This is a genomic window from Ningiella algicola, assembly GCF_028401415.2.
Taxonomy (GTDB): domain Bacteria; phylum Pseudomonadota; class Gammaproteobacteria; order Enterobacterales; family Alteromonadaceae; genus Glaciecola.
In genome coordinates this window covers 2,175,676-2,202,270 of sequence record NZ_CP171821.2, presented here as the reverse complement: position 1 = coordinate 2,202,270, position 26,595 = coordinate 2,175,676, and the positions used below count along the sequence as shown (strand labels likewise).

Below are 26,595 nucleotides of genomic sequence, written 5' to 3'. Positions count from 1 at the left end.
ATGCAACTGCGCGCAATTATTGTTGATGATGAACCTCTTGCGTTAAGCATTCTGCGCTCAAAACTGATTAAAAATGGACAGGTAGACATTATCGCAGCGTGCAAAAACGGGCGAGAAGCGACTGAAGCTGCTCTTGAAATGGCGCCTGATGTCATGTTCATGGACATTCAAATGCCAGGCATCGACGGCTTAAGTGTTGTTAAGCGTTTGCAAAATGACGCGGTGCCTCTGATTATTTTTACCACCGCATTTGACCAATATGCGATTGACGCTTTTGACTTATACGCGGTTGATTATATTTTAAAACCTATCGATCAAGAACGCATTGACCGTTCCATCGCTCGCGCTAAAGAAAGACTCAGCGACCAAAGCCACTCCTCCAACAAATCAGGCATAGTGGGAGCGATAGGCGAAATCAGAAAGCATCACGGTCGCGAAGATGCGGTACCAGATACCATCTGGGGTTCACAAGTTGCTCAGCGCAAAATAGTGATTAAAGAGCGCGACGAAATCGTATTGCTAGAACAAGCTGACATTTCGTGGATGGATGCCGCTGGGGACTATGTGTGCATCCATGCTAATAATGAGACTTACATCAAGCGAAGCACCCTTAAAGAGCTTTTGAGCCAGCTCGACCCTGAGCATTTTAAACGCGTTCATCGCTCAACGGTGGTCAATCTCAAATATGTTGAAAAAGTCATCCCCCACACTAAGGGAGAATATTTTCTGGTCTTGCACGCGGATCAAAAATTAAAAGTCAGTCGCAATTACAGAGATGTCATAAAGCGCTTCCTCGAACAAGGGGCTTAAACGAGGCTCCACAGGCTTCAATCTACTTTCTCGATTAAACGCATCGTTTCTTTTCATTTTAAATCTTCTCGAAACATCTATATCTTTACTACCAACGTAAGGAATCACGTTACTGACAACAAACTAACTAATTAGAGGAAAATTGAACATGTCGATAATAAACCAGATGATCCCAGACTTTTCTGTTGAAGCGTTTCACGATGGTGAATTCAAAACGATTACCAGTGATGATGTGAAAGGAAAATGGTCAATCTTCTTGTTTTATCCTGCAGATTTCACTTTTGTATGCCCAACTGAATTAGAAGACATGGCGAAAATCCATGACGAGCTTCTTAGTCTAGGCGTAGAAGTATATTCGGTATCTACTGATTCTCACTTTGTACACAAAGCTTGGCACGATGCGTCTGACGCAATCAGCAATATCAAATACCCAATGCTTGCAGATCCAACCTTTAAGTTGGCGCGCGGATTTGACGTAATGATTGAAGAAGCGGGTCAAGCGCTTCGCGGTACCTTCTTAGCCAACCCAGACGGTGTTGTTAAAGTGGCTGAGATTCATGATTTAGGCATAGGCCGAAGTGCAAAAGATATGTTGCGCAAAGTGAAAGCGGCTCAGTATGTTGCAAATAACGACGGTGAAGTATGCCCTGCTGCATGGGAAGAAGGCCAGGCTACACTTACGCCAAGTCTTGACTTAGTAGGTAAAATCTAAGCCCTATTTTATTCAATTTTATGCTCGCAGGCGTGCCTGCGAGCTATATTGGGGCTAAATGATTGTCGCCTCGTGTTGATTAAGCCTTCGCAAGCGTTGTCAACAGCAAGACAATAATCCTTTAATTCCGATGCCATTAAATCGACGTAAGCACCCGCTAATAAGCGAGCTTACTCTGCAGGCTCGTGTCGAAATTATTATCTTATGCCTACACAGAGCATTAATAAAAGTCAGTTTGCAATTGAGCGAAAAGTGCAAACATATAGGAGCAAGTTATGTTAACTCAAGACATTTTATCTGCCTTAAAAGGCTATTTTAAAGATTTAAGTAAGAATATTACCTTTGTGCTTCAAAACGGTGAGCACAGCAAGCGAGCAGAACTTCACGATATGCTCAGTCAAATTGCGAGCTTGTCAGACAAGCTCGAACTAGAAGAGCGAGACATGGGTTTGCGTTCTGGAGTGAGTTTTTTAGTGGAAGCGAATGGTGAAGACACCGGAATTCGTTTTTCAGGCGTGCCCGGCGGCCATGAATTTAACTCTCTAATACTGGCTATTTTGCACGCTGCTGGCAGTACCTTGAAGCTGGATGACAGCATTCAAAGTATGGTTAAAAAGGTGGGTAATAAGCTAGATTTTCAAGTGTATGTTAGTCTTAGTTGCCACGCATGCCCGGACGTCGTTCAAGCAATGAATCAATTTGCTTTGTTAAATGACAACATTAGCACCGAGATGATCGACGGTGGCGTTTATCCTGAGCTTATCGAAGAAAACAACATTCAAGGGGTACCTACGGTTTACTTAAACGGAGAGGTATTTGCCAGCGGTAAAGTTGAAATTGCAAACATTATCGAAAAGTTAGGCGATGTAGCGCCAGAAATCTTGCAATCTAGCTCGGATGCACCTGCTTTGCCAATGCAAGACATCACCGTAATCGGTGGTGGTCCGGCAGGGGTTTCTGCGGCGATATATGCTGCTCGAAAAGGGTTAAAAGTCACGATGGTGGCTGACCGCTTTGGAGGTCAAGTCAAAGACACTATGGGCATTGAAAATCTCATCTCTGTTTCATCTACCACGGGTCCAAAACTAACGGGTTCGTTGATGGATCATTTGAAAGACTATGAACTGACATTGAAAGAGCATATTCGAGTAGAGAAAATTGAAAAAGGCGCAGTGAAAAAGCTGCACTTAAGTTCAGGAGAAATCGTCGAAACGCGCACCATTATAGTGGCAACAGGCGCCAATTGGAGAAAGCTCAATGTGCCCGGCGAGGATGAAAACATAGGCAATGGCGTTGCTTACTGCCCACATTGCGACGGCCCTTTTTACAAAGGAAAAGATGTTGCAGTCATTGGCGGTGGTAACAGCGGGGTAGAGGCAGCGCTTGATTTAGCAGGCATTGTCAATTCGGTAACCGTGTATGAATTTTTGCCTGAGTTAAAAGCAGATCAAGTATTAATTGATCAGCTCAATAAACGTGAAAATGTTGAGGTTGTTCTGAATGCGGCAACTAAGCAAATTCTGGCTGAAAATGGCAAAGTCAGTGCCATCGAATACACCGATCGTGAAACGGATGAAGTGAAGCAACAAAATCTGCACGGTATCTTTGTGCAAATTGGTTTAGTGCCAAATTCTCAAGTGGTCAAAGACGTGGTAGATACAACACAATATGGTGAAATCATTATTAATGAGAAGGGATTAACGAGCGAAGAGGGGATATTCGCGTGTGGTGATGTGACTACTGTGCCATATAAGCAAATTGTGGTGGCCATGGGTGAAGGTTCAAAAGCAGCGCTTGCGGCCTTTGATTACCTGATTATGAACCCGATTGAGCAAAGCGAATCGGCGGAAGAAGCTGCATAAGATTAGGGCGTATTGATCTTTGCTATGCACAGGCTACTATAGGCTTATTGTCTGTCGATTAGTTTTCAGCTAAGGTTGAATAAAAACGTGCCGATGGGCGCGTTTTCTTTTTGCTGTTAGGAATCGGCTCGTTTTTCTCGCCTTATCAAAAGTGTAATATGAGTCACATATTTCCATTCGGGGTCGCTACATTTTTTCATGAGTCGATTGCTACTATTTTGTGTGTTACTGACTATCTTGTGCGCGTGTTCACATACCGAGTACCTAGACATCGGAGAGTCACCCCAAGCTAATATCGCGCCTGACGCGCGAGTGGTCATTGTGCAAAGTTCGGGTTTGTTTGACGGCGTTTCAAGCGAAGAGCTCGCTCTTTTGTGCGCCGATATGCCAGAGACAGCTTACTCGCAATTTGCTGCAAAACTATTGTGTTATCAAAGCTTGCTTTCGCAACCCTCTTCTGCATTATTTGCAGGAGGTGAACAAGCCATCAGCGAGTTCAATCGCTTGATAAGCTTAGCGATGATTGCTTACCAAACGCTACCTGCTGAAGAACTTGCCTTTGGCGATATCCGCATCAATTTATTAAACAACCATTTTGGTTATGAAACGTTTTTTTTAGTTGAGCAAATGCGCTCTATCGACCCAAGATTACCCATTAACATAAGCGGCGAAATGGGTGTGCCGGTGGTGGCATATCGCAAGAACTTTGGCGTTACCGCAGATAAGCACTATCCACAAGAAGGGCTATTTCACCCGGCTAGCATTAGTTTGGAGCGTGTGGAGTTTGCTGACGAGGCCATTGAAATAGACTTAAGGCTCGTACATACCAACAAAGAATACATTCGTCTCGAACAAGAAGAGTACGCCGTTCGATTTAGTCCGAATGCCGCTTATTTAGTGCTAGTGGAGAACGCAACCTTAGATGATTTAAGGTTTCAAGGCTTTATCAATCCTCAAAAAGTAGATGAACGAATGGGAATATTTGCTATTAACCCCATTGACCGAAATAAAACACCTATTCTGATGATACACGGTTTAAACTCTGACCCTCTTGTGTGGCGATACATCACCCATTCTCTCTTAACGACCCCTGAACTTAACGAACGTTATCAGATATTGCATGCATTTTACGCTAGCGGCACGCCGCCCTTCTACAATGCGATGCGACTTCGCCGCGAATTAAATCATTTTATTGACTACTACAATGTCCCTACTGACGAACAAAGTCTGGTCGTAATTGGCCACAGTATGGGGGGGATTATTGGCAATACCCTAGTGTCTGATTCCCAGTACGCTCTTTGGGACGCCGCATTTACCGTTAGACCAGAGCACATTAACAGCGAACTTAAGTCTCAAATTGAAGAAGTCTTTGTGTTTCAACCAATGTTTGACTATAACCAGATATTCTTTATTGATACGCCGCATCGAGGCAGCGATACTGCGCAATCATTTATTGGATTTGTCAGCTCGTCGCTGGTGACGTTACCGCAAAACGTGGTGTCTCTTTTTTCCGGTTTTGTGAAAGAGGTCGGCATAGATAAACTCACCGCAAGAATGCTACCCTTTTTAGGCGCGCGCACTGCGACCAGTATAGAAGTGCTTCGCCCCGACCATCCGCTAACTGACGCGCTCTCTGATTTGCCCATTAACGGGGATGCATTTTCGATTATTGGCTCAAACGGAGAGCTGGCGTGCGAATCGGAATTTCAGTGTATGAATATCACTGATGGCGTAGTCGAATATACAAGTGCTTTGCATCCGCAAAGTAGAGGTAGGTTAATTGTGCCTTCGCGGCACAACTCATATCAACATGAAAAGACCATTTCATTTATCGTCGATATCTTGCGCCCTACTCAAATATCGGGTTTCCAATCAGACGCTAGTTTGACAAATAATCCTTAGGCAATTCGTCTATTTGCGCCACGCCCGATTCAATAGCTGCCTTGGCGACCGCCGTTGCAATGCGTTTGCATAATCGTGGATCCATTGGCTTAGGAATAATATAGTCGCGTCCAAAGCTCAACGATTTAATATTGCTTGCTTTCAATACTTCTTCAGGCACTTCTTCTTTTGACACGCTGCGCAAAGCTTCAACCGCAGCCACCTTCATCTCGTCATTAATTGATGTTGCTCGCACATCTAGCGCTCCTCTGAATATAAAAGGGAAGCACAAAACATTGTTGACTTGGTTTGGGTAGTCGGAGCGGCCGGTTGCAATAATGAGATCATCCCTTACCGCGTTAGCAAGTTCAGGTTTGATTTCGGGATCAGGATTGGAACAAGCAAATACAATTGGATTTTCGGCCATCAATTCCAGCGTTTCAGGGGGTAATAAGTCGGGTCCTGATACACCGAGAAATACATCTGCTCCCTTCATTACATCTTCTAGTGAGCGTTTGTCGGTGTTGTTGGCAAATAGCGCTTTGTATTTGGTCAACGATTCTCGCCGCGTATGGATAACGCCTTGACGATCCAGCATGTAAATTCGCTCTCGCTGAGCACCGCACTTAATTAAAAGTTCCATACAGGCTACGGCTGCGGCACCCGCACCCATGCACACGATGCGCACGTCCTCTATGTTTTTTCCTTGAATTTCCAATGCGTTTAGCATGCCCGCCGCCGTCACGATCGCAGTGCCGTGCTGGTCATCGTGAAAAATGGGTATTTTACAGCGCTTGATAAGCTCTTGTTCAATTTCAAAACATTCTGGCGCTTTAATATCTTCAAGATTGATGCCGCCAAATGTATCAGCGATGTTTGCTACCGTTGAGATAAACTCTTCCGTAGTTCGGTGTTTGACTTCAATATCAATGGAGTCAAGACCCGCGAAGCGTTTGAACAATAGTGCTTTCCCTTCCATCACCGGTTTAGAAGCTAATGGGCCTAAGTTACCGAGCCCAAGGATTGCAGTGCCATTAGAGATCACGGCGACCATATTGCCTTTTGCTGTATATTGATAAGCAGCGTTTGGATCTGCGGCTATTTCTTTGACCGGTTCGGCCACGCCGGGACTATACGCCAGCGCAAGGTCGGTCACATTTTCAGCAGGAGTAGAGAGTTCAACGCTAATTTTCCCAGGAGTGGGAAGAGCATGGTAATCGAGCGCTTTTTGACGAAAGTCGGACATGGCGACATCCTTTATCTAATGGCAATTTGCATTCTTTGCATATTTGGCTCAGGACTGGGAGCGTAGATACGAAAACAATATCGTTGCATCCATCTGTGCGCAAACAAGCGCACATCAGCAAACCATGCTAGCAAAACATCGTGTAGCAACGATAACACAAATGCTTGCAGATAAAATCCTTATCGATGGAGTGAATTGATTTGCATAGTAGTGGTAAGACCATGTTTTCGCTCGCGTAATTTCGCGTTATTCATCATCACTATGGTGAAGATTGATTTCAATTACCCGCTTTCAAGCTTCGCGATTCTTGCTAAACTGCTTGTGCGTATCAGCAAGACCAGGCAAGCAAAAGCATGCCCTAAACGATTGGAGTATATCAGGATGCAAAAACTGAAGGAGATTCACTTATCTGGTGAGAGTGAATTGACCGAGCAGATGCTAAAAGCAGAATATCCAATTGTTTTTCGTAATCTCGTCAGCGACTGGCCAATCGTTAAGCTTTGTGAGAACAATACAGACCCACAAAAGCGTTTGCACGCACAAGCAGAATATTTGCAGCGATTTAGCGCAGGTGCAACGGTTCCGGCGTGGGTTGCTGATAAAAAAGAAAAGGGACGTTTCTTCTACAATCAGGATATGAGTGGTTTCAATTTTGAGCAACAGCGCTTACCCTTTAATGACGTGCTCGCCTGGCTTGTGGCAAACGCCGACGACGAGGACATTGCCAGCGTATATTTAGGTTCCACCTCAGTAGACTTACTAATGCCAAACTATCGAAAGCAAAACGATATTGCCTTGTTAAACAAGGCGCCTTTGGTGAGTTTATGGATGGGAAATCGTTCTCGCGTTGCTCCGCACTATGATGCGACTGACAATGTTGCATGTGTGCTTGCAGGACGAAGAAAGTTTACACTGTTTGCGCCTGAGCAATACGACAATCTCTACGTTGGCCCCATTGAGTTTAATCCCGCAGGGCAAGCCATCAGCTTAGTCGATTTGCACGCGCCCGATTTCAAGCAATATCCAAAATTTGAGCAGGCGCTAGAAAATGCCTTTGAGGCGACACTTTTACCAGGCGATGCCATATTTATTCCTAGCATGTGGTGGCATCACGTTGAAGCATTAGATGCGTTTAATCTTTTACAAAACTATTGGTGGAGACAAGCTCCCGAGCCAGCAGCAAATCCAAACGATGCACTTGTGCATGCCATGCTGTCTATCAAGGACTTACCGCAAGCGCAAAAAGAGGTGTGGAAAGATATCTTTGATAAGCTTATTTTTAATCCGCAGCCGCAAACGCACATTCCAGATTCTGCACAGGGCTTTTTAAAACCACTTGATGAAGAGCAAGCCGCTAGGATGCGTAAGCTACTGCTTAAACGCCTTCAGTAAAAGTCGCCCATTCATGGCGAATCTTTGCTCGAGCTGGTTTGTTCAGCATCTTTTCCTTGATTGGGCATGAAGACGCCGATTCCGCACAAAGCCGCAATCGTAAATAGTCCAATCAATAAACCCATCCAAGGTTCAAACAAACTAAAGGCCATTGCGGTTATCACCATTGCGCCGCGCTCGGTAGCATCTTGTACAAGTGCTAGCGCCAGTGTCGCGCAGGCGAAAGCGGTGAGAATAAGCGTAACCGCCAAGGCAACAGGAAGCAGGGGTTCTAGCAGAGTAACAAGAGGGAGAAGAATAAACAGAATCGGGAGTCCAAATAAGTAGAAGCTGCCGATACTGTCGTATATTGAGTTGAGCTTTTCTTTTCCTTGTGCCCAACGCTTCAATAATACCACCTGAATACCCGTCCACAGTACACCTTGCGTACTGAAGAACGGTGCGGTAATGCCCATTAGAATATTGCGAATGCCAGTTGCCATATGCGCTCGACTGCTGTTGATATCTAGCTTTTCGTCGCTACGCTCTTTTTGAGCTTGCTCAATCATTTCATTTCCGGTAACCACATCGCCGAAGAATAAAATATAGGTGATTAACGCCAGCGGAAACGAGGCAACAAAGGTTGCCATTGACGGCCATCCAATCACAAAGGGTGAGGCCTTTTCCCAAAGCGATACAGTGGCAGCGCCCACATCAAGTATTTCCCAGCGAATGTTGTAATTAAATTCACCGGTAAAATAGCCCACTGTGCCCGCAATTATGAAGCCTGGAAGTAATCCCAAGCCAAGCAATTTAGCTAAACCTTGGTTGCGCAAAGCGATGGCTTGTAAGGGCTTGGAAAATGCAAACACAAGGCACACCACAACACCAAGGGTCCCAGCAATTGGGGCTGACTGAAATACATTGGCTGCGTCGCCGTCTTTGGTCACGCGCATAAAAGCGGCGATGGCGGCACCTAAAATAATTCCACCTTTAAACACATTCGGAACCACTTGAATGAGTTTCGCGCCTAATCCGCTAACACCAAGCACTATCAATATGAATGCAAAGTTGAGAGACAGCGCCGTCATCGCTTGAAATTGAGAGGCATGGTCGCCTAAGTATGCAGGCGATGTAATAAAAGCGACGACAAAGGGAATGGCAGGCGTAAGCCATCCAGGAGCATAGGGGTCACCAAAGAGCATCCATGAGAATGAAATGAGCATGCTGTGAATCATCGCCATTACTACGGCTTCTTCAAAGCTTAATCCTAACAGCGCCATAAAGTAGGGCACTAAAGCCAATCCAGTTGCGCCTGCAACAGCAAAGCCCTGCAATACATCCGTTAAGGAAAACCGCAAATGTACAAGCGGGATCCTCATGGTAAACGGACCCCATTTCAAACCCGGTTGAACTTCACCATCAATACGATCTTTTGGCATTATGATCTCTCGTTGTCGTTATTGTTGTTAGATTTACCAAAGAGCACTCGCGCATCTTAGGCTCTACAGCGTTTTATTTTCGTTAATTGTAATACGCACTGTATACAAAAAAGTCTAATATTATTAACATGTTTATAAACTAATAATCATCGAAAATGATTGTGTTTGCACAACGACTCAGGTTGCGAAACGATTGCATTCAATGACTCATATCACCCATTGAGACAAAGACTATCTATGGCTAAAGGCACCCACCAATACCAAGACGACCCAAGAAATCAAACTATCCAAATAAACATCAATGGCGAATTCTTTGTTCGCGACGAAGCCAAGATTTCGGTATTCGACAGCGGCTTTATTCTCGGCGACGGTGTATGGGAGGGAATTCGTTTGCATAAGGGAAAACTGGCCTTTATCGATATGCACATGAAACGTCTATATGATGGTGCCAAAGCACTCGATATGGACATTGGGATTGACAAACCGACGCTAGTAAATCGTATTCGTCAAACATGCGACATTAACAACATGCATGATGGTGTGCATATTCGTTTGATGGTGACACGAGGAATTAAAGCCACGCCATATCAAGATCCTAGAGTCACCATATCGCCTGCCACCATTGTAATTATCGCAGAGCATAAAAAGGCCTTAGGGCTTGCTCAGGGGGATGGGGTGCGCCTGTTCACTTCTCATGTCAGGCGCGGTTATCCAGATGTGCAAGACCCAAAGCTAAATACACACTCTAAACTCAATTGTATTTTTGCCTGCATACAAGCGGCAAAGGCTCAAGCTGATGAAGCGTTAATGCTCGACCCACACGGTTTTGTGGCAACCTGCAACTCGACTCACTTTTTTATTGTGCGCGAAAATGAAGTATGGACATCAAGCGGCGATTTTTGTTTAGACGGGATCACCAGAAGAAACGTCATCAATGTGTGCAGACAAAACGGTATTCCGGTTTTTGAAAAAAACTTCTCTTTAGCCGACGTTTATGGTGCAGATGAAGCCTTCATAACCGGCACATTTGCGGGCCTTACACCTGTCAAAGAAGTTGATGGTCGAGCTATAGGCAAGGGGACGCAGACCCAAACCAAACATTTAGAAAGTTTGTACGTTGATCTAATTGAGGCTGCACATGACTAAACGAATATGCATGTGGTCTGGGCCTCGCAATATATCAACCGCGATGATGAGGAGTTGGGAAAATCGTCAGGATTGTGAAGTGGTAGATGAGCCATTTTATGCCTATTACCTTCATCAAACCAAAAGTCCTCACCCTATGTTTGAGCAGATTCTATCGTCTCAATCCAGCGTTTACAATGAAGTGGCAAACAGACTGTGTACAGGCGATTGCACAACTGAACTTCAATATCAGAAGCATATGACCCATCACATGCTAGAAGGGTGTGATTTAAGCTGGACGAAAGCTTTACAACACTGTTTTTTGATTCGAGATCCAGCTTTTGTCGTGAATTCATACACCAATAGCCGGGGAACGTGTTCAGTTGAAGCCATTGGCATCATTCGCCAATATGAACTGTACAATCAAATCAGCGAACTCACAGGCAACGCGAATATACCTGTTGTAGATTCAGCAGATGTCCTAAGTCAGCCTCTAGAAACACTCTCAAAGTTTTGTCAGCATTTGGAAGTTGGCTTTGACCACGGCATGCTTTCATGGCCTGCGGGTGAGCGGGCAAGTGATGGCGTGTGGGCTGAGCACTGGTACAAGAGCGTGCGCGCATCTACAGGATTTAGCCCTAGCGTTAGCCAAGCATTTAGCTTAACTAAAGCACAGCAAGACATTGTTGATGAAGTGATGCCGTTTTATGCCATCTTAAAAGCAAAGGCGCTATAAGCGCCTGCTATAAATGCCGTTTAAAAAAGTTGAGTATCATGGTTTGACGATGCAGGACCGTGTTTTCCCCTTCTCGAATGCCGTGTGCGCGATTAGGATACGACATAAATTCAAACTGTTTGTTATGTCTAATAAGCTCGTTGATAAGGCGCTCACTGCCCTGATAATGCACATTATCATCGCCTGTGCCATGCATCAGCAACAAGTTGCCTTGTAAACCCTCCACAAAATTGATGGAGCTGGTGTTGAAATAGCTCTCAGGGTCTGTTTGTGGGTGTCCAGAGTAACGTTCTTGGTAAATGGTATCGTATAAGCTGATGTCTGGAACGGGGGCAATTGCTGCGCCAGCCTTATAGATGTCGCCATGTTTGAATAATAAGGTCAGCGTAGAGCTACCGCCGCCTGAATGCCCGTATACTCCCACACGTTGCTGGTCAATAAAGGGGTATTTGGCGCTTATGGCTTCAAACGCGTCTACTTGATCCATAGCGGTAATAGTGCCGATTTGCTTGTAAATGGATTTGCGCCATTCTCTTCCTTTGGGCGATCGCGTTCCGCGGTTATCCACTGAAGCAACAATAAAACCTTCTTGCGCGAGCAGCGCATGATATACATAGTTGCGTCTATCCCATTTGTCTTGAACCGTAGCCGCAGCAGGCTCTCCGTAAACATAAAAAATAATGGGATATTTTTTATGTTTGTCCAAGTTTTTTGGCATCATGATGTAAGCATCTAGCTTGGTTCCATCTCTTGCTTGTACTTCAAAAAATTCACGTTTTGGCAATTGATACTCTGCTAGTTGAGCTGTTAAATCTGCATTGGACGTTAAACGGTTTACGGTTTCATGGTTTGCCACTTTGATTGTCTGACTAATCGTGGGTGTGCTTGCGGTGCCGTATGTATGCAGCGCATTGCTTGCATCTTTAGACATTCGATACTGGTTGGTACCAGAATAGCTTTGAGGCGTAATACGCACGGGTGAGGTACTGCCGTCTAATGCGCTTTTGTATAAGTATTGTTGAGTCGGATTGTCAGGCGATGCTGTAAAATACACCTCATTGCGAGCTTCGTTGTAAGCAAGCATATTAATCATGTCAAAATCGCCAGGTGTTAAATCAACAATTTCGCTGCCGTCTTTCGATATTCTATAAAGGTGGCGCCAGCCATCCCGCTCACTGTGCCAAATAAAGTGCTGACCATCATTAATAAAATCCGCGTCGTAGTAGTATTCTATGAATGCATCGTCGGTGTCGGTAAACACGAGAGTTTTGCTATTGTCATTTACATCATACAACCAAAGTTGGTTGCGCTGTTGTGGCCTATCCACATCCTGAACAAGAAGCTCATTGCCACTTGCCCAGTTAATCCTGGGAATATAGCGTTCTCTGCTGTCTCCCTCTAGCATTAGCCATTGAGTTTGTTGATTGGTTAGCTCAACTACACCCACTTTTACGGCAGAATTAGTTTCACCCGCTTTCGGGTAAGGGAAGGTCGTCAAGGTGGGATATAAGGCGTCGGTATTGTTAATCATAGTGAAGGTTTTAACGCCCGATGTATCGAGCTGCCAATAAGCAATGCGTTCGCTGTCGGGCGACCATCTAAAGCCATCAGCGATAGACAACTCTTCCTCGTATACCCAGTCGAAGTTACCGTTAATGATGGTGTTGTTGCCGTCCGTCGTTAACTGCACGGCATTACTTGAGCCAAGGTTTTGATAATAAATATTGTTCATATACACGTAAGCGACTTTTGACGAATCCGGCGAAAACTTTGCGAACATCAATCGACTTGATGCTGGGTTTTCAGTTTCTTGTTGAATGTCCTCTTTCGTTTCGTTGGCAAGCTCATCTTCGGTTTTTTCCGCTAAGGTATCGAAGGCATCGATCACGCTTTGAGGTCCAACTTGAGTAAGTGCCTTGCTTTTTAGATTTAATAAAAAGTAATCACCGCGGCTGCGAGAGCGCCATACCTTTTTAGAATTGGTATAAATCAGCACCCATTTACCGTCGTCTGACCATGCATAATCATCAATGCGAAGTGGCTGAGTTTTGCCATTAGGAATCAACTGTTCAAAGCTGACAAGCACCTTTCTTGAGCTTCCGTCTACTTCATAAAATACAATATCGTTGCCGCGAACGCCGGGTGCGTCAGCGTCAACTTTTTCTGCATTGTCTTGCCTGGGTTCGAGTACGGTATAGCCGCTTCCATCATCCAACCACCGAAAATAAGCGCCTCGCTCAAGCTCAAACTTCTTTTCGCTATAGATTTTTTCAAGACTCAGTTTTGGTGTTTGATTTGTGTTCATTGATTTGTAAGCGCTGGCGCATGATTGAATGCATAGAAGCATGGTTAGAAAGGCTGAAAATCGTATCAGCGATTTTCGCTGAATATCATGGAGCTGTTTCATCTTATTGCGTTTATCCGTACATTGTTTCGTAATAACTGAACCAAAACGCTACAGCAAAGCTTTGCTAATAGCTATTGATTGTGTGACAAATGGGTCTACTTAGCATTAAAGCCTTGCTATAGTTAATAACCTGAATCCTGTTTAAGAAACGGCGCTCAGTACCGCTAGAATTGCGAATTACTGCGTTGCAAAAGCCCAAGTGTAACCTCGAAGTATTGAATATTATGGCACCAAACACCAACACGATTATCAATGAGCTTTCTGCGGCGCTAGGGACGCAGAACGTCGCGACCAGCCGTCGCAAGACACAGTACTATCGAAAGGGTTGGCGTTCAGGTGAAGGCGAGGCTTTGTGTGTTCTATTTCCCCAAACCTTAATGCAGTATTGGTCAGCCTTAAAGATATGTGTTGGGCATAAATGTATAATCATTATGCAAGCGGCCAACACAGGGCTCACCGAAGGCTCCACTCCAAGCGGCAATCAGTATGACCGCCCCGTTGTCATTATCAATACACTTGCCATGAATACGCTCATTTTACTGGGGCAAGGCAAACAAGTACTGAGTTTTCCGGGTACTACCTTGCACACGCTGGAGAAAACGCTTCAACCGCTTAAACGTGCGCCGCACTCGGTTATTGGTTCGTCAAGTTTGGGGGCAACTATTGTTGGGGGGGTCGCCAATAACTCAGGTGGTGCCTTAGTAAAACGTGGGCCTGCCTACACCGAGCTTGCCTTGTTTGCGCAGGTAAATGAGGATGGTGAATTGTTCTTGGTTAATCACTTAGGGATTGATTTAGGCGAAAGTCCAGAGGAAATACTGCACAACCTTGAACAAGGCAACTTTGATACTTCTTTAGCGATTCATGGTGACCTGAGTAGCCATAAAGCAAGTGCATCAGATTACATCGATAGACTAAAAGATATCGATGCAGATACGCCAAGCCGTTTTAATGCTGACCCATCGCGTTTGTACGAGGCAAGTGGTTGTGCAGGAAAGCTTGCGGTTTTTTCACTGCGGCTTGATACATTCGAAGTGCCTGAACAAACGCAAACATTTTATATCGGGACCAATAATGAAAGAGAGCTAAGCGACTTACGAAGAGAGATTTTGACACATTTTGTGCATGTGCCTGAAGTAGCTGAGTACATGCATCGCGACATGTATAGCGTATCAAAGGAGTACGGCAAAGATACTTTCTTAAGTGTAAAGCATTTAGGTACTGATGCCATGCCGCGCCTGTTTGCGATTAAAGGGCGCATAGATGCGATGCTCAATAAAGTGTCTTTTTTACCTAAGTATTTAAGTGATCGTTTCATGCAGCTTATTGCAAAGTGTTTTGTGAATCACTTGCCCCATCGCATGGAGGACTTTCACCAGCGTTTTGAGCATCACTTAATACTAAAAATGAGTGATAACGGCATTGCAGAGGCGCGAACGTTTTTACCCGAGTTTTTTGCTAAACAAGAAAATACAGGCGGTTTTTTTGAATGTGATGACGATGAAAGCTCTGCGGCATTTTTACATCGCTTTGCCGCCGCTGGCGCAGCGATACGTTATCAAACCCTGCATAGCAAGAGGGTCGGGGAAATTATGGCGCTGGACATTGCACTAAAACGAAATGAACAAGACTGGGTAGAGCGTTTACCCGAGAATATTCAATCGCAAATTGAAAAAAGTCTCTACTATGGACACTTCTTCTGCCATGTTTTTCATCAGGACTATATATTGAAGAAAGGCGCGAATCCGAGCGAAGTGAAGGCAGCTATGTTAGCCTTATTAGACGAGCGTGGTGCAAAATATCCAGCTGAACACAACGTGGGGCACCTGTATAAAGCGGACGCTCCCCTGCAGGCATTTTATCGCTCCTTAGACCCCACAAATACGTTTAACCCGGGCGTTGGTAAAATGAGCAAGCACAAACGCAATTGTGCGTGTTGTGTATAGCTTTTTCAATCTATTGATAGAGACTCTCACACTAGTGGACTAAGATTAACCGTTCTAGACTATCGCATACAAGGAACATGACTTGCTTGAGGTAATAGCGCTTAATAAAACTATTCATCGGCTCGAAATATTTAAAGATTATAACGCGTTAATTGAACATCAACGTTGTTGTATTTTTGGTGAAAACGGCCTTGGTAAAACGACATTACTTTGCATTATTGCAGGCTTAGAAAGCTATCAATCAGGTGAATTCACGCTTAGTTCAATGCCTTTAGATAAGCCCTTAGAATGCATAGCCATCGCCTCAGATGCCATCACATACCCGCCCTTTCTCAGTGCCCAAGAAGTCATTTTGCTAAATCAACGCCAGTTCACATGCAAAGCTGCTGACGCGCTCATCAAAGGCTTTTCGCTGAACGAACATCTTCATAAGCCTATTAGCGCGCTGTCTAGTGGGAACATAAAAAAAGTGCAGTTATGCTGCGCATTAATGCGAAAGGCAAAGCTATATCTGTTGGATGAACCTAGCGCATATTTAGATACGCAGAGCATTAAATTTTTGTTTGAGGCGCTGGAAAACGCAGTAGGGCAAGTCATTGTCACGTCCAATGAGCCCGAGCTTTTTGCTAAACATGGCTTTGTTACTCAGCATCTACATGGCTTAGCAAAATCAAAGTGAATATTTTTAAACTAAGGTGGCAGATTTTTAACTACGAAGTCAGGTTTGCCTTAAAGCAAATTCAGCATACAAGCCTACTGGTCATTATGTTTTTGGGAGTGGCGCTCCCGGCGCTCGTTTTCTTTTTGCTGTTAGGAATCGGCTCGTTTTTAAACGCTCAAAATAGCTCAGCAGAATCATACAGTATGGCCTTGGTGCTATTGGTGCTGCAGTCAGTCATCCTGACCTTATTTCGCCCTGCAATACTGGCATTGCGCTTTCGTAAATATGTACAAGCCCTAACTCGGTATAAACTGAAACTGTTTGTATCAGACGCGCTGTTAGGGCTGCTTTGCTGTCCATTTTTGCTGTTGCTGATGTTTGTACTTGCCTCTAGTGACTTATCTCAATTGTCTAGAGCGATGCCAGGTTTTTTGCTGGCGTCACTGATGGTGTTATTTGCTTTTATTTCTATGCTGTCAGTTAAACAAACCTTAAGCGCATTAATTGCCTTGAGCGCGTGGGCTTGGATATCACTAACATTGTTAGATGTATCTGTGAGCCTTTGGCTGTTGATGTGTCATCTAATTACCCTCTTCTGCGCAGTATGTATGGCAGTGTATCCGAAAAATGGGATGCATTTTTCAAAACCCTCAACCATGAACCTCGCGAAAGTATGGTGGCGTTTTGTGCTGTCTCATTCTCAGCATTTGCAGCTATTTTTACTTGCGATGATGCTGATACTAATTGGTGGCTATTATTGTGCAATCAACCTTGAAGATTTTAAACATCCGATAGCGTTACTGTGCTTTCAGCTTATGGCTTTGCTTAGTGCAAATATGCAACTGCTGGTTGTGAGGCAGCTGTTAGAACATCAAAAATTCTATGCGCTTATTATGCAATCGCGGCTCGATATCCTGTCGCAGTATTGTGTCGTATCGATGGTGAGTCTGATATGTATTGGCGCGCATGCACTGGTGTTCGGCGCAAGCACCTTAGCCTTTGGATATATACTTACAGTATTGTTGTGCATCTTAAGCTTGATGTATTCAAAGAAATACTTAGTGTTAACGTGGGCGGCCGCCAGCGTTTTAGTCTACTTTTTATGAGCTGAATCAATATCCGAAGTCATAAATTCTATTAGACTATCCATACTGTTATACACATCCGGAGTATGGAGGGGCGAGATGCTGGGTGCAAAAGATTTATCAGACACGACCATTATTCGAACCTTAAAAATCGTCATGAGCATTGGCATTGTGTTCATCTTGCTAGGCGTATACTTTCATATGTTTAACGAAACTATCGAAGAAATGGGCGTTACCGGCATTTTGATAAGCGCAATTTTCGTCGCGCTAGGCATGATCATGTCTTTGCCCACTAAGATGTTTCTGACTTTTGTATTAGTGAATCGCGAACAAGAATTGGCGGAAAAGGACGCTGTTCATGAAGGCCGAGCCCAGAAAGACTGAGCTGCGAAAACAAATCCTATTTTGTTGCGGTAAGTTCAATATCTGTTTGCTCGAGTAGCACCTTAAGTAATTTGTTAAATTCATCTGATTTCTCTAATTCAATGGTAGCTGCAGGTAAAGAAAATTCAGTTAGCATAGAAAAGGTATTATTTTCTTTCCTAGTAATTTTTCGTGTCAAAGAAGCAAAGGAATGCATTAAATTAAGCTCTGCCGGATAACTTTTAATTTGCCAGTTAGCCGGTAACTCAACGGTCACTTGCGATCTAACTTTTGTCCCAGCAAATTGAGTAGCATAGGTTTTATTTTTTGCTTCGTAGGAATTGACCTCTGAATTAACCCATGGCTGATAGTCAATTACTGAGATATCGTTTTTCATATCTAAATAAGGAGGGAAAATATTTTCACTTTGAATAATGATAGGAGAAGATAGTTCATCTACTCCCTCCACGTCCACTTTCGGGCTTCCCGTTTCAGAAACATAGTCCTGATACAAATCTATTAGATATGTTTCCTTCTCTTTTGGCTCCAAACCTTCAAGTTTACTTCTATAACTGCTGGCATATGCACCATGAAATGCAATGCGCTGTTGTTCTTTCTGACCGCCATCTTCGCCAATAAGTATGTATATCTCATTTTCAATACCATAAGCATGTTTCTCTAATATGCCACGTTCACCCTTAGCACCCATCATTAATGGCAATGAAGCTTTTCCCTGTATCCATTGTGATGTATATCGCCAGTCGCTCGTTGTGTCAGTAGAGTCGATGCAGTGACGTTTGTTGTTAAACATAAAGCACATATATACATGATTAAAATATTGGGCAGATGGCAGCAACAGAGCGTCGGCTGATGTTGCTCTTGTGTTCACTAAAACGGGGTAAGCATCCACGCCAATTTGCTCGAACATTTCGATTAAAAGAACGGTTTTGTCTTTACAATCTCCGTATCGCTTGTCCACTGTGCGAGATACGGAGTGCGGAATATATGCGTGACCAGCCTCTGATTCCGAAAGGTAACGAATATCGCGCGTCACAAATTCATGTATAGCTGAAATTTTTTCTTCTTCAGTCATTTCTTCGTTGACCAGCTTCGGCATCTGCTCTACCACGCTGGCGTTAGTGCTTTGCGCCACTGAGTATGCATCCAACATAGTTGTAATAAGTGCGTCCCAGTTTTCAATACTGCTTATCGCAACGTGTGCGGCAACATCCCGATAATAGTGACTATCCGAACTATCAAGTTTTGGAATATCGCTCCCGTCACATAAGATGAGGTTGTCTTGTTTAATACACGTAATTAGGTCTGCTGAACTATCAATATAGATTGGTGTGTCATCTAGTATTTCTACGCGAAGTATAAAGTCTTTTTGCTCAGAATAGGATTGTGCATAAACTAACGCAGACCAAGGCACTTCGAGTTTGCTGAGGTCAGTTTCTATAGAATAACGTAAGACCGACATGCTCCCTCTCTGCAGGCCCGTGTAATTGATAATTTTCTCTTTACCTTCAGAAAATGCATTATAAGAATCAGAATCAATGATGCGCGCATCATCTGGATTAAATTCACTTATCTCGCCCGTCTTATCCATTGAAAACGCTTGCAATGATGTAATTACCTGATTGTACCCATTAAAATAAATACTATCGTAACCATCTTCCTGAACACTAGTTTGAGATGGGTAGTACCAAATACTTGTTCTTGTCAGAATGACCTTGTCCGCGCGCACTAGGTACTCAAAGCTATTGAATAGACGAGTAACATTTGCCTCGGAAAGGCCAGATGTTTTACCTGAGTACTCCTGTGCTAAGCCAATTAACTCACCTTCGATATTATTGGCCATCGTTTTGAGCGCATAAGACGAAAGAAATAAGGTCGCTAGGAGTAAGTAGATGCGCATTTAGTTGCTCTCCGATAAAGGCATGAGGCTAGAAACCGTTGCATTGAATGAGTCCCTATTCCGTGCAAAGTTGGTCTGAGTTGGGTTGAAGTAAGCATAGGCTTCAATATATTTCTCGTCATCAATTTGTATTAACTCATACCGTTCAATAGCAGGATCGCCAACAATAGCTCCCTCACAAATTACAACCACTCTTAAGCGAAAACTATTAGTTAAAAAGGAGCGAGACTCTTTGCATGAGGCGTTTGTTAAGCTCTCAAAAGATTCGTCTATTCGCCATTGCGTTAAATCACCAATATCGCTTCGTTCGTCTTGTACAAAAATAACAATATATGCATCTGAGTTATGCCCTGAAAACTCCATTAATGCCTCCCCGTTTGAATATGTTCCTATTCTCACCTGATGCCATTGGTCATTGTCAAAGCGAAGGCTAAAGTTATGTTCATTATTTGAATACACCTGTCCGGGTTCGAACTCTTGCACAGAGCTTATTATGGCATTAAGACCAGAGTACCAAAGGACAAACGCTAAGAAAGGTGCCATTATAATACTCACGATCCATTCAAAAATTGACAGCGCGCCGTAGAGTTTAGTTTTGCCTAGCTCGCTAGTCGCCCGTATCTGATTAATACGGGGACCAATGCTAAAAAATCCCGCAATCCAAACTGCAATAAGACTTAGTTGCTGTAAGGAGCTTGCCCCTAAATACTCGACAGCTATTGTAGCAACCGAAAGGGCTAATACTGAAAAAAGCCAGCATCGCTCGCGAGCTTTCGACCAAGAGATAATCTCAAGTTTTTCTTCACATTCGCGTATCGATCGGAGAAATACTGGCAATGCGAAAAATAAGGGTATGAAAAAAATAGGAACAAACAGCCACATCCATGGCGTAAGGTCTTTTTGATTGACGCGCTTTAAATCGCGCACGCTTTGATACAACCATACGGCCAAATACAGACTGAGCGTAAAGCAAGCTAGCAGAAAATCGACAAAAACGGGTCGTGGGGATTTAACTAAAGGACTACCTGACAAATAAAAACTTCCTTTTAATACAGCTCCTAGTAGGAAGCGACTGTATTCCTACTTTCATCATTTAAGATACAGAGAGTTTGATTAACTTGCAATACGACTTTCTGAAGCGTTCATCCTGCTCTATTGACTAAAATCATATACGCAGGTACTAAATTAATAATAATAAAGACTAGCATTCTTCACATATCCGTAATCCATCGTTTGCCTACATGGTGGTATCGGCGGTCATTAACAATCTAGGCAAGGTTCTAGGTATTGTGCGTGTTTCGGTGAAAGCGGCCGCTTTCACCGAAACACGCATATTGGAAAAAATACCTTGGTATATAAATCGAATATGCAAGTTGCATAAAGTGAAAAGTTAACGAGATATGAAAAGCGTACGCTCTATTTATCGGTCTGAAAATATGAGCATAAAAGGTTTAACACGTTAACCAACATGGAAACTAATCAAATTATCGTGCTATTAAGCAAAACCTCTAGACACAAAAAAGGCGCTAATTACAAAAAAGCGCCTTTATCTTTTTGGATACTGCTTAGCACTTATTTTTTATTAAGTGCACCAAAACGTTTCTTAAACTTATCTACACGACCGCCAGTGTCAACGTTACGTTGCTTACCTGTATAGAACGGGTGGCAAGAAGAACATACGTCTAAGTTGATGTCTTTTTTCAGTGTTGAACGGATTTGTAAAACGTTGCCACATGAGCAAGTCGCTTTAATCTGGTTGTACTCAGGATGGATTCCATCTTTCATTGGGTTACCTGTTTTAATTTAGGCCGCCTCGCTATACAACCCGAAGTTGCACACCAAGCGATATTAATTTCAATGACCAACTGCTGTATGAGCACTCAGTCGTAATTTGGAGCGCGGATATTATATGAAAGTATGCTCGCGATCAAGAGATTTAAGCTGCGTCCTGGGTAAAGTTAGTCGCGCTGATGCGCAAAATAAAGTAATCTTTGCTTGTCCTCGTTAGTATAAATAACAGGTTAAAACACATGCTCGGTTGGATGTATTGGTGAACATTAGCGCGACAGCACAAAATAACATGACACCTCATCTTAAAAAGGGTGAGCGTGCTATCTTGTTTGATGGCGTATGCAAACTTTGCAACGCGTGGAGCAACTTTATTATCCAGCATGATAAGCATCGGCTGTTTCAGTTATCGAGCGTTCAGTCGCAGGAAGGTAAGGACATATTACGCCACTTCAATTACCCAACCGAAACATTTGACACAATGTTGGTGGTAAATGATAAACGAAGCTATGAAAAGAGCGATGCTTTTTTCATGGTAATGAAAACCCTTGGTTATCCCTACAAACTTGTAACCGTATTTCAAATACTTCCGCGAAGCTTGCGCGATTGGATGTACGATAGAGTCGCTTTGAACCGCTACACACTTTTTGGAAAGTATGATTATTGCTCGCTTCCGAACCCTGATCATGACAAACGATACTTAGGTACAAAATAAATAACCTGAATCCTGTTTAAGGAATGGTGCAACTGCTTGTTTCACTTGCTTAACCTTAATTTTAACACTCAGTGCTGCTAGAATTGTGAAGAACAAGGCGTAAAAGTCACGTAATAGTCATTCTATTGCTTACTTTTACAACGCAGTAATTCGCAATTCTAGCGGTACTGAGCGCCGTTTCTTAAACAGGATTTAGGTTAAATAGATGCAAACTCAGGTTTTAAGCGAGCTAAACACAACAACGCGCCTCGCGCTTGTGCTCTTGCTCCTTGATGTAATGATATTGATGCCCCATTTATTGAGCGGCGCATTCAACCCAATGAGCGTTAACGGAGCAAGTCTGGCACTGGCCTATGTAATCTACAAGACTCAGCATCGACAAGACTTAGCAAAATGACTTCGATTTCCACTGAGGCTCATACAGATACCAATACTTCAGCTATGTGCTATCTAAAAGTAGCTGTGCCAGTTCCGCTGCGTAAAAGCTTTGATTACCTTGTTCAGCCTAACGATGACCGAGATAATTATAAGCTTGTAGGTTGTCGGGTAAGCGTTCCTTTTGGCAACCGTCAGCTAATTGGAATTGTGTTGGCTGTGTCTGATGATCTTCCCCCAGAGCATCAGCTGAAGTCAGTTTCGGCAATTCTCGACAGCAAACCGATATTTAACTTTCAAATGATGAACTTAGGTAAATGGATTGCTGACTACTATTTGCACCCGATTGGGGAAGTGTTCGGCGCTATGATGCCAACCGCTTTGCGAAAAGGCGTAAAATCTGAGCGCTCAGCCCTTAAGTATTTGCAAAGAGACTTTGATGATTTATCAGCGCTTGAGACCTCTCTCAAACAATCAAAAAAACAGCTCCAACTTTGCGCTCTTCTAGCGTCACATGACTTACCGCTGCTAGAGGCAAAAAAGCAATTCTCACAAAGCGTTATTCGCGGTGTGCTTGAAAAGCAATTGGCGGTTGAAGTAGAAAAACCGTATGAGGCGCTACTGCTCTGGCAACGGCGAATTGACATTGCTCCTGCACTTCAAGCGAACGTTGAGCAAAACATTGCAATTTCTGCCATTGATCACGCTTCATCTTTCCAAAGCTTTTTGATTGAAGGCGTAACCGGCAGCGGTAAAACAGAAGTCTATCTTCAAGTCATTGAGAAAATAATCTCGCGTACCAAGCAAGTCTTGATACTGGTACCAGAAATTGGTTTAACGCCGCAAACGGTGAAACGATTTGAACAGCGATTTGGACCGATTGTTGCCGCAGTGCACTCAGGCTTGAATGATTCTGAGCGCTTACGCATATGGCAGCAAGCCAGTGATGGGGAGCTAGGGATAATTATTGGGACGCGCTCATCCGTATTTTTGCCACTACCCTCCCTTGGCATGATTATCGTTGACGAAGAACATGATGATTCCTTTAAACAGCAAGATAAATTGAAGTATCACGCGCGTGATATTGCAGTTTACCGCGCACGTCAGCTCGACATTCCGCTAGTGATGGGCAGCGCTACGCCATCGCTTGAGAGCTTACACAATGCGTTCAGTAAAAAATATCATCATTTGCAGCTTACTCAGCGCGCTGCAAATGCGAGCATGCCTGTTCAGATTTTATTAGACATAAAAGACCAAGCGCTTGAATACGGCATTGCAAAAGGCTTGCTTGAAAAAGTAGCAATGCAGCTACGATTAGGTAACCAAGTACTTATATTTGTGCATCGAAGAGGATATGCGCCTGCTATTCTCTGTCATAAATGTGGATACGTTGAAAGCTGCCAAGCATGCGACAACCCGTATACATTGCATCAAGTCACGCGTAATATTCAATGCCATCGCTGTGGCGATATTCAGCCAATTCCAAGGACGTGCAAAGCATGCTCAAGTACACAGTTTGAAACCTTTGGGTATGGCACAGAGCAAATAGAAGAAGGCCTTAAGCGCTTGTTTCCTGAGTATTCCAGCGTGCGCATTGACAGTGACTCCACGCGTGGGAAAGGGCGTTTAAGCGATTTGCTTGCTCAAATCAACAACAATGACCATCAAATTCTCATTGGCACCCAAATTTTGTCTAAAGGTCATCATTTTCCAAATGTAACCTTGGCGATTATCTTAAATGTCGATGGCTCTTTGTTTAGCGCTGACTTCAGAGCGCCTGAAAAATTGGGTCAACTTATTACTCAGCTTAGCGGTCGGGCAGGGCGAGCGAATAAAAATGGGGAAGTGTGGTTGCAAACGCATCACCCTTCTCATCCTTTGTTGCAAGACTTAGTGCAAAACGGTTTTGCAGATTATGCACGTTCGCTTTTGCTTGAGCGCAAACATGTGGGGCTCCCTCCGTACGAGCACCAAATACTGCTTCGCTGCGAAGCGGCCGATTTAAGCCACATTGAAGAGTTTTTGGGCTTCGCTCACGCAACCATAGTGCAATTTACCAAGCTTAAGCTTATCGGCCCATTGCCCTGTGCCATAGAAAAGAAACAGGCTCGCTTTCGAATGATGCTTATTGCACAAAGCGCTTCTCGCGTTTATTTACAACGGGCTATGCAAAGTGCGCTTGATGTTTTACACACACATCGCTTGGCATCCAGAGTACGATGGAGCGTTGACGTTGCACCTTCGGATTTTTCTTAAGCATTGTGATCACTTTGAGTGAAAATTCCTGATACTATTTGTCGATAGAGAAGGTTATATAGTGTTCAGTTTTTAGCGCTTCGCTCAACGAAGAACAGTATTTTTGCCCGAATAAGAAAAGAGAATTATTGACAAATGGCGCAAACCGATTACGTTTCACGCGGACAAAAGAAAAAAAAGAAAGCACCAGAGCCTGCCCCCAAACCCTGGTTACGGATCCTGATATCACTTGTGTTAGTGTGTTCATTTGTATTTGGTTTGTATTTTTTGCAAAACGCTAGAACCCACAATTCGCCTAGCAGTGAAGAGCAACCAAATGCGCTCACAGAATCTACTGATGCAAGCGAAGTAAGCAGCACAGCGACAGCCAACAGAGATGCCCAAGACATTGAAGTCGTAAAGCCTGAAACCGGTTATTTGGACAAAGACCCCCTACCTGAACTTGGCGAGGAAGAGTGGGCGTTTATTGATTCTTTACCCGCTTATTCCGTGGAAGTGGATGTACCAGAAGAGGTCGATTCCAATCGGATTTATATCATGCCCTGCGGCTCTTTTAGAGCCATGGAAAGAGCGGAAACGCTCAGAGCACAATTAGCCCTAGCGGGATTAATTGGTGAAACGGTGCAAAGCGATGGAGAAAACGGTCGGTGGTATCGAGTCGTCCTCGGCCCCTATGAAAGCAAGCGTCGAGCGGAGCGTGACCGGCATCAGGCTCGACGCGCTGATGTCAATACCTGCAAGATATACTAAAATAACCCGAACTCTGGATAAGAGACAGCGCTCAGCAGCCCTAATGGCGCGGATTACTGCGTTATAAAAGTGAGCAATAGAATCACTATTACGTCACTTTTACGCCTTGTCCTCCACGCCATTAGGACTACTGAGTCTAACAATCTGAAATCTCAGCACTTTTTAAATTCCTGCACTGCCTCTTATCCAGAGTTCGGGTTAAAATAAACCAGGTCTAGACTTTAATTTGCTCGTGTTTAGTAAATTCTGCAAACCAAAGTGACATAAACGCCGCAGTGATTTTTTGCTCTATTTCGATAGCTCTATCAGTTGGGCAGAAAATTGTGCAGCGTATTTCGGTATGCCCAATTTCACTTGTCGACACTTCAATTTGAGGCTCGGGACCAGAAATCTTCACATCCAATCGACGTTCAATAATTTGATTGTACCGAGTTGCTACATCGTAAAAGTCAGCGCATTGCTGTTTAGCGGTTTCTACGAGCGAATCAATAATTAGATAAGGATTTACGTCTTCATCGCGTGTAATGGTAAAATGATGGGTGACGTAGCGCCGAAGAAAATTCAAGTTTTTTATTGAACTAGTAATGAGTTTGTTATTGGGAATGTACAGTGTTTTACCCGTGTACTGATATCGTTTAAGGTCAACTTCTAATACTGTCGTTTTAATCCAGTCTACCGCCGCTACTTCGCCAGCATTGCCATCAACTTGAATCCAATCAGCGATTCGAAAGGGACGTGTAGACATAATGTAGAAAAAGCCAATTATGCACTGAATAAACTCTCGCGTGGCTAGCACGATCGCAACAGCGAAGGCCGCAATGGAAAGTGCAAAGTTTTGAATTTCGGTAATCCAAATGCTCAGCAGCAATACGAACAAGGTGACATTTATCAAGTTTTTAATGTTACTAATCAAGTAGCGCTTATCAACTCGCTTCTTTTTTGCACGTGTTCTTACCACAATGACCCAAAAATGCCTGAGGCTTATGAGGCACACTATTAACAGCAAACTCGAAATTAGCCGATGCGCCATGACGAGCTCTATTAGATTAATACTTTGTATATTAATCACGGTTGGGATCCTTAAGCATATTCGATGTAAAAAAACATTAAGTGAACGTAGGGTAAATGTTTAAATTGCTTTGTGCT

22 protein-coding genes are annotated in these 26,595 nt (G+C 43.7%); 15 read left to right on the top strand and 7 right to left on the bottom strand.

Going from position 1 to position 26,595, the window contains the following annotated elements; translation table 11 throughout:
- The 4 genes from PN836_RS09600 (at position 1) to PN836_RS09585 (ending at position 5,286) form a co-directional block, all read left to right on the top strand.
- On the top strand, positions 1-810 hold the full coding sequence (locus PN836_RS09600) for a LytR/AlgR family response regulator transcription factor (protein ID WP_395345123.1): 810 nt from the start codon (positions 1-3) through the stop codon (positions 808-810).
- 142 nt (positions 811-952) lie between these two features.
- Complete coding sequence (gene ahpC, locus PN836_RS09595) at positions 953-1,522, top strand: alkyl hydroperoxide reductase subunit C (protein ID WP_395345121.1); 570 nt, start codon at positions 953-955, stop codon at positions 1,520-1,522.
- Positions 1,523-1,797: 275 nt separating this feature from the next.
- Entirely contained in the window at positions 1,798-3,384 is a 1,587-nt protein-coding gene (gene ahpF / locus PN836_RS09590; RefSeq protein WP_395345119.1) for an alkyl hydroperoxide reductase subunit F, read from the top strand.
- A gap of 198 nt (positions 3,385-3,582) precedes the next feature.
- Entirely contained in the window at positions 3,583-5,286 is a 1,704-nt protein-coding gene (locus PN836_RS09585) for an esterase/lipase family protein (RefSeq protein ID WP_395345117.1), read from the top strand.
- Here PN836_RS09585 and PN836_RS09580 read toward each other — a convergent pair.
- Complete coding sequence (locus PN836_RS09580; protein ID WP_395345115.1) at positions 5,264-6,511, bottom strand: malic enzyme-like NAD(P)-binding protein; 1,248 nt, start codon at positions 6,509-6,511, stop codon at positions 5,264-5,266. The two genes, PN836_RS09585 and PN836_RS09580, sit on opposite strands and share 23 nt — an antisense overlap.
- A gap of 381 nt (positions 6,512-6,892) precedes the next feature.
- Here PN836_RS09580 and PN836_RS09575 point away from each other — a divergent pair, with 381 nt between their 5' ends.
- Positions 6,893-7,903 carry a cupin-like domain-containing protein gene (locus PN836_RS09575; protein WP_395345113.1) on the top strand — a complete coding sequence of 337 codons (1,011 nt, stop codon included), beginning with the start codon at positions 6,893-6,895 and terminating at the stop codon, positions 7,901-7,903.
- Between the two features lie 11 nt (positions 7,904-7,914).
- Here PN836_RS09575 and PN836_RS09570 read toward each other — a convergent pair whose 3' ends face one another.
- Positions 7,915-9,324: a xanthine permease gene (locus PN836_RS09570; RefSeq protein WP_395345111.1), complete on the bottom strand. Its 1,410-nt coding sequence runs from the start codon at positions 9,322-9,324 to the stop codon at positions 7,915-7,917.
- A 237-nt stretch (positions 9,325-9,561) separates the two neighbouring features.
- Between PN836_RS09570 and PN836_RS09565 the strand changes: the two genes are divergently transcribed.
- Positions 9,562-10,470 (top strand): aminotransferase class IV, encoded by a 909-nt coding sequence (locus PN836_RS09565; RefSeq protein WP_395345109.1) that lies wholly within the window; start codon positions 9,562-9,564, stop codon positions 10,468-10,470.
- Positions 10,463-11,185, top strand: a complete 723-nt coding sequence (locus PN836_RS09560; RefSeq protein WP_395345107.1) for an HAD family hydrolase — start codon at positions 10,463-10,465, stop codon at positions 11,183-11,185. Before PN836_RS09565 ends, PN836_RS09560 begins: the two co-directional genes overlap by 8 nt.
- Positions 11,186-11,192: 7 nt before the next feature.
- On the opposite strand, the gene PN836_RS09555 is transcribed toward PN836_RS09560, so the two are convergent.
- Positions 11,193-13,592: a S9 family peptidase gene (locus PN836_RS09555; RefSeq protein ID WP_395345105.1), complete on the bottom strand. Its 2,400-nt coding sequence runs from the start codon at positions 13,590-13,592 to the stop codon at positions 11,193-11,195.
- A gap of 224 nt (positions 13,593-13,816) precedes the next feature.
- Between PN836_RS09555 and dld the strand changes: the two genes are divergently transcribed.
- The 4 genes from dld (at position 13,817) to PN836_RS09535 (ending at position 17,668) form a co-directional block, all read left to right on the top strand.
- Complete coding sequence (gene dld, locus PN836_RS09550) at positions 13,817-15,538, top strand: D-lactate dehydrogenase (protein WP_395345103.1); 1,722 nt, start codon at positions 13,817-13,819, stop codon at positions 15,536-15,538.
- Between the two features lie 82 nt (positions 15,539-15,620).
- The gene (locus PN836_RS09545) at positions 15,621-16,217 is read left to right on the top strand and encodes an ATP-binding cassette domain-containing protein (protein ID WP_395345101.1); all 597 of its coding nucleotides are present in this window, start codon (positions 15,621-15,623) and stop codon (positions 16,215-16,217) included.
- Positions 16,214-17,305 (top strand): DUF6136 family protein, encoded by a 1,092-nt coding sequence (locus PN836_RS09540; protein ID WP_395345099.1) that lies wholly within the window; start codon positions 16,214-16,216, stop codon positions 17,303-17,305. Before PN836_RS09545 ends, PN836_RS09540 begins: the two co-directional genes overlap by 4 nt.
- 78 nt (positions 17,306-17,383) lie before the next feature.
- Positions 17,384-17,668 carry a hypothetical protein gene (locus tag PN836_RS09535; RefSeq protein WP_395345097.1) on the top strand — a complete coding sequence of 95 codons (285 nt, stop codon included), beginning with the start codon at positions 17,384-17,386 and terminating at the stop codon, positions 17,666-17,668.
- A gap of 16 nt (positions 17,669-17,684) precedes the next feature.
- Here the strand turns inward: PN836_RS09535 and PN836_RS09530 are convergent, their stop codons facing one another.
- The 3 genes from PN836_RS09530 to rpmE form a co-directional block, all read right to left on the bottom strand.
- A complete protein-coding gene (locus PN836_RS09530) occupies positions 17,685-19,565 on the bottom strand; it encodes a transglutaminase-like domain-containing protein (protein WP_395345095.1) in 1,881 nt (626 codons plus the stop codon).
- Entirely contained in the window at positions 19,566-20,597 is a 1,032-nt protein-coding gene (locus tag PN836_RS09525; protein ID WP_395345093.1) for a hypothetical protein, read from the bottom strand.
- Positions 20,598-21,137: 540 nt separating this feature from the next.
- On the bottom strand, positions 21,138-21,350 hold the full coding sequence (gene rpmE, locus PN836_RS09520; RefSeq protein WP_395345091.1) for a 50S ribosomal protein L31: 213 nt from the start codon (positions 21,348-21,350) through the stop codon (positions 21,138-21,140).
- 265 nt (positions 21,351-21,615) lie between these two features.
- On the opposite strand from rpmE, the gene PN836_RS09515 reads away from it, so the two are divergent.
- The 4 genes from PN836_RS09515 to PN836_RS09500 all read left to right on the top strand — a co-directional run bounded on the left by PN836_RS09515 (position 21,616) and on the right by PN836_RS09500 (position 25,449).
- Positions 21,616-22,068 carry a thiol-disulfide oxidoreductase DCC family protein gene (locus PN836_RS09515; RefSeq protein ID WP_415926398.1) on the top strand — a complete coding sequence of 151 codons (453 nt, stop codon included), beginning with the start codon at positions 21,616-21,618 and terminating at the stop codon, positions 22,066-22,068.
- 205 nt (positions 22,069-22,273) lie between these two features.
- Positions 22,274-22,465, top strand: coding sequence for a hypothetical protein (locus PN836_RS09510; protein WP_395345087.1), 192 nt, complete (start codon positions 22,274-22,276; stop codon positions 22,463-22,465).
- A gap of 44 nt (positions 22,466-22,509) precedes the next feature.
- A complete protein-coding gene (gene priA / locus PN836_RS09505; RefSeq protein WP_395345583.1) occupies positions 22,510-24,699 on the top strand; it encodes a primosomal protein N' in 2,190 nt (729 codons plus the stop codon).
- Positions 24,700-24,834: 135 nt separating this feature from the next.
- Positions 24,835-25,449 (top strand): SPOR domain-containing protein, encoded by a 615-nt coding sequence (locus tag PN836_RS09500; protein WP_395345085.1) that lies wholly within the window; start codon positions 24,835-24,837, stop codon positions 25,447-25,449.
- Between the two features lie 214 nt (positions 25,450-25,663).
- On the opposite strand, the gene PN836_RS09495 is transcribed toward PN836_RS09500, so the two are convergent.
- Positions 25,664-26,518 (bottom strand): mechanosensitive ion channel family protein, encoded by an 855-nt coding sequence (locus tag PN836_RS09495; protein ID WP_395345083.1) that lies wholly within the window; start codon positions 26,516-26,518, stop codon positions 25,664-25,666.
- Positions 26,519-26,595 lie beyond the last annotated feature (77 nt).

What these genes read in the sequence shown, in the direction of transcription:
- dld (WP_395345103.1), top strand. Translation starts at nt 13,817, where the DNA reads ATGGCACCAAACACCAACACGATTATCAATGAGCTTTCTGCGGCGCTA.
- rpmE (WP_395345091.1), bottom strand. Translation starts at nt 21,350, where the DNA reads ATGAAAGATGGAATCCATCCTGAGTACAACCAGATTAAAGCGACTTGC.
- PN836_RS09555 (WP_395345105.1), bottom strand. Translation starts at nt 13,592, where the DNA reads ATGAAACAGCTCCATGATATTCAGCGAAAATCGCTGATACGATTTTCA.
- PN836_RS09510 (WP_395345087.1), top strand. Translation starts at nt 22,274, where the DNA reads ATGCAAACTCAGGTTTTAAGCGAGCTAAACACAACAACGCGCCTCGCG.
- PN836_RS09500 (WP_395345085.1), top strand. Translation starts at nt 24,835, where the DNA reads ATGGCGCAAACCGATTACGTTTCACGCGGACAAAAGAAAAAAAAGAAA.
- priA (WP_395345583.1), top strand. Translation starts at nt 22,510, where the DNA reads ATGTGCTATCTAAAAGTAGCTGTGCCAGTTCCGCTGCGTAAAAGCTTT.
- ahpF (WP_395345119.1), top strand. Translation starts at nt 1,798, where the DNA reads ATGTTAACTCAAGACATTTTATCTGCCTTAAAAGGCTATTTTAAAGAT.
- PN836_RS09530 (WP_395345095.1), bottom strand. Translation starts at nt 19,565, where the DNA reads ATGCGCATCTACTTACTCCTAGCGACCTTATTTCTTTCGTCTTATGCG.
- PN836_RS09585 (WP_395345117.1), top strand. Translation starts at nt 3,583, where the DNA reads ATGAGTCGATTGCTACTATTTTGTGTGTTACTGACTATCTTGTGCGCG.
- PN836_RS09570 (WP_395345111.1), bottom strand. Translation starts at nt 9,324, where the DNA reads ATGCCAAAAGATCGTATTGATGGTGAAGTTCAACCGGGTTTGAAATGG.
- PN836_RS09535 (WP_395345097.1), top strand. Translation starts at nt 17,384, where the DNA reads ATGCTGGGTGCAAAAGATTTATCAGACACGACCATTATTCGAACCTTA.
- PN836_RS09565 (WP_395345109.1), top strand. Translation starts at nt 9,562, where the DNA reads ATGGCTAAAGGCACCCACCAATACCAAGACGACCCAAGAAATCAAACT.
- PN836_RS09560 (WP_395345107.1), top strand. Translation starts at nt 10,463, where the DNA reads ATGACTAAACGAATATGCATGTGGTCTGGGCCTCGCAATATATCAACC.
- PN836_RS09580 (WP_395345115.1), bottom strand. Translation starts at nt 6,511, where the DNA reads ATGTCCGACTTTCGTCAAAAAGCGCTCGATTACCATGCTCTTCCCACT.
- PN836_RS09575 (WP_395345113.1), top strand. Translation starts at nt 6,893, where the DNA reads ATGCAAAAACTGAAGGAGATTCACTTATCTGGTGAGAGTGAATTGACC.
- PN836_RS09600 (WP_395345123.1), top strand. Translation starts at nt 1, where the DNA reads ATGCAACTGCGCGCAATTATTGTTGATGATGAACCTCTTGCGTTAAGC.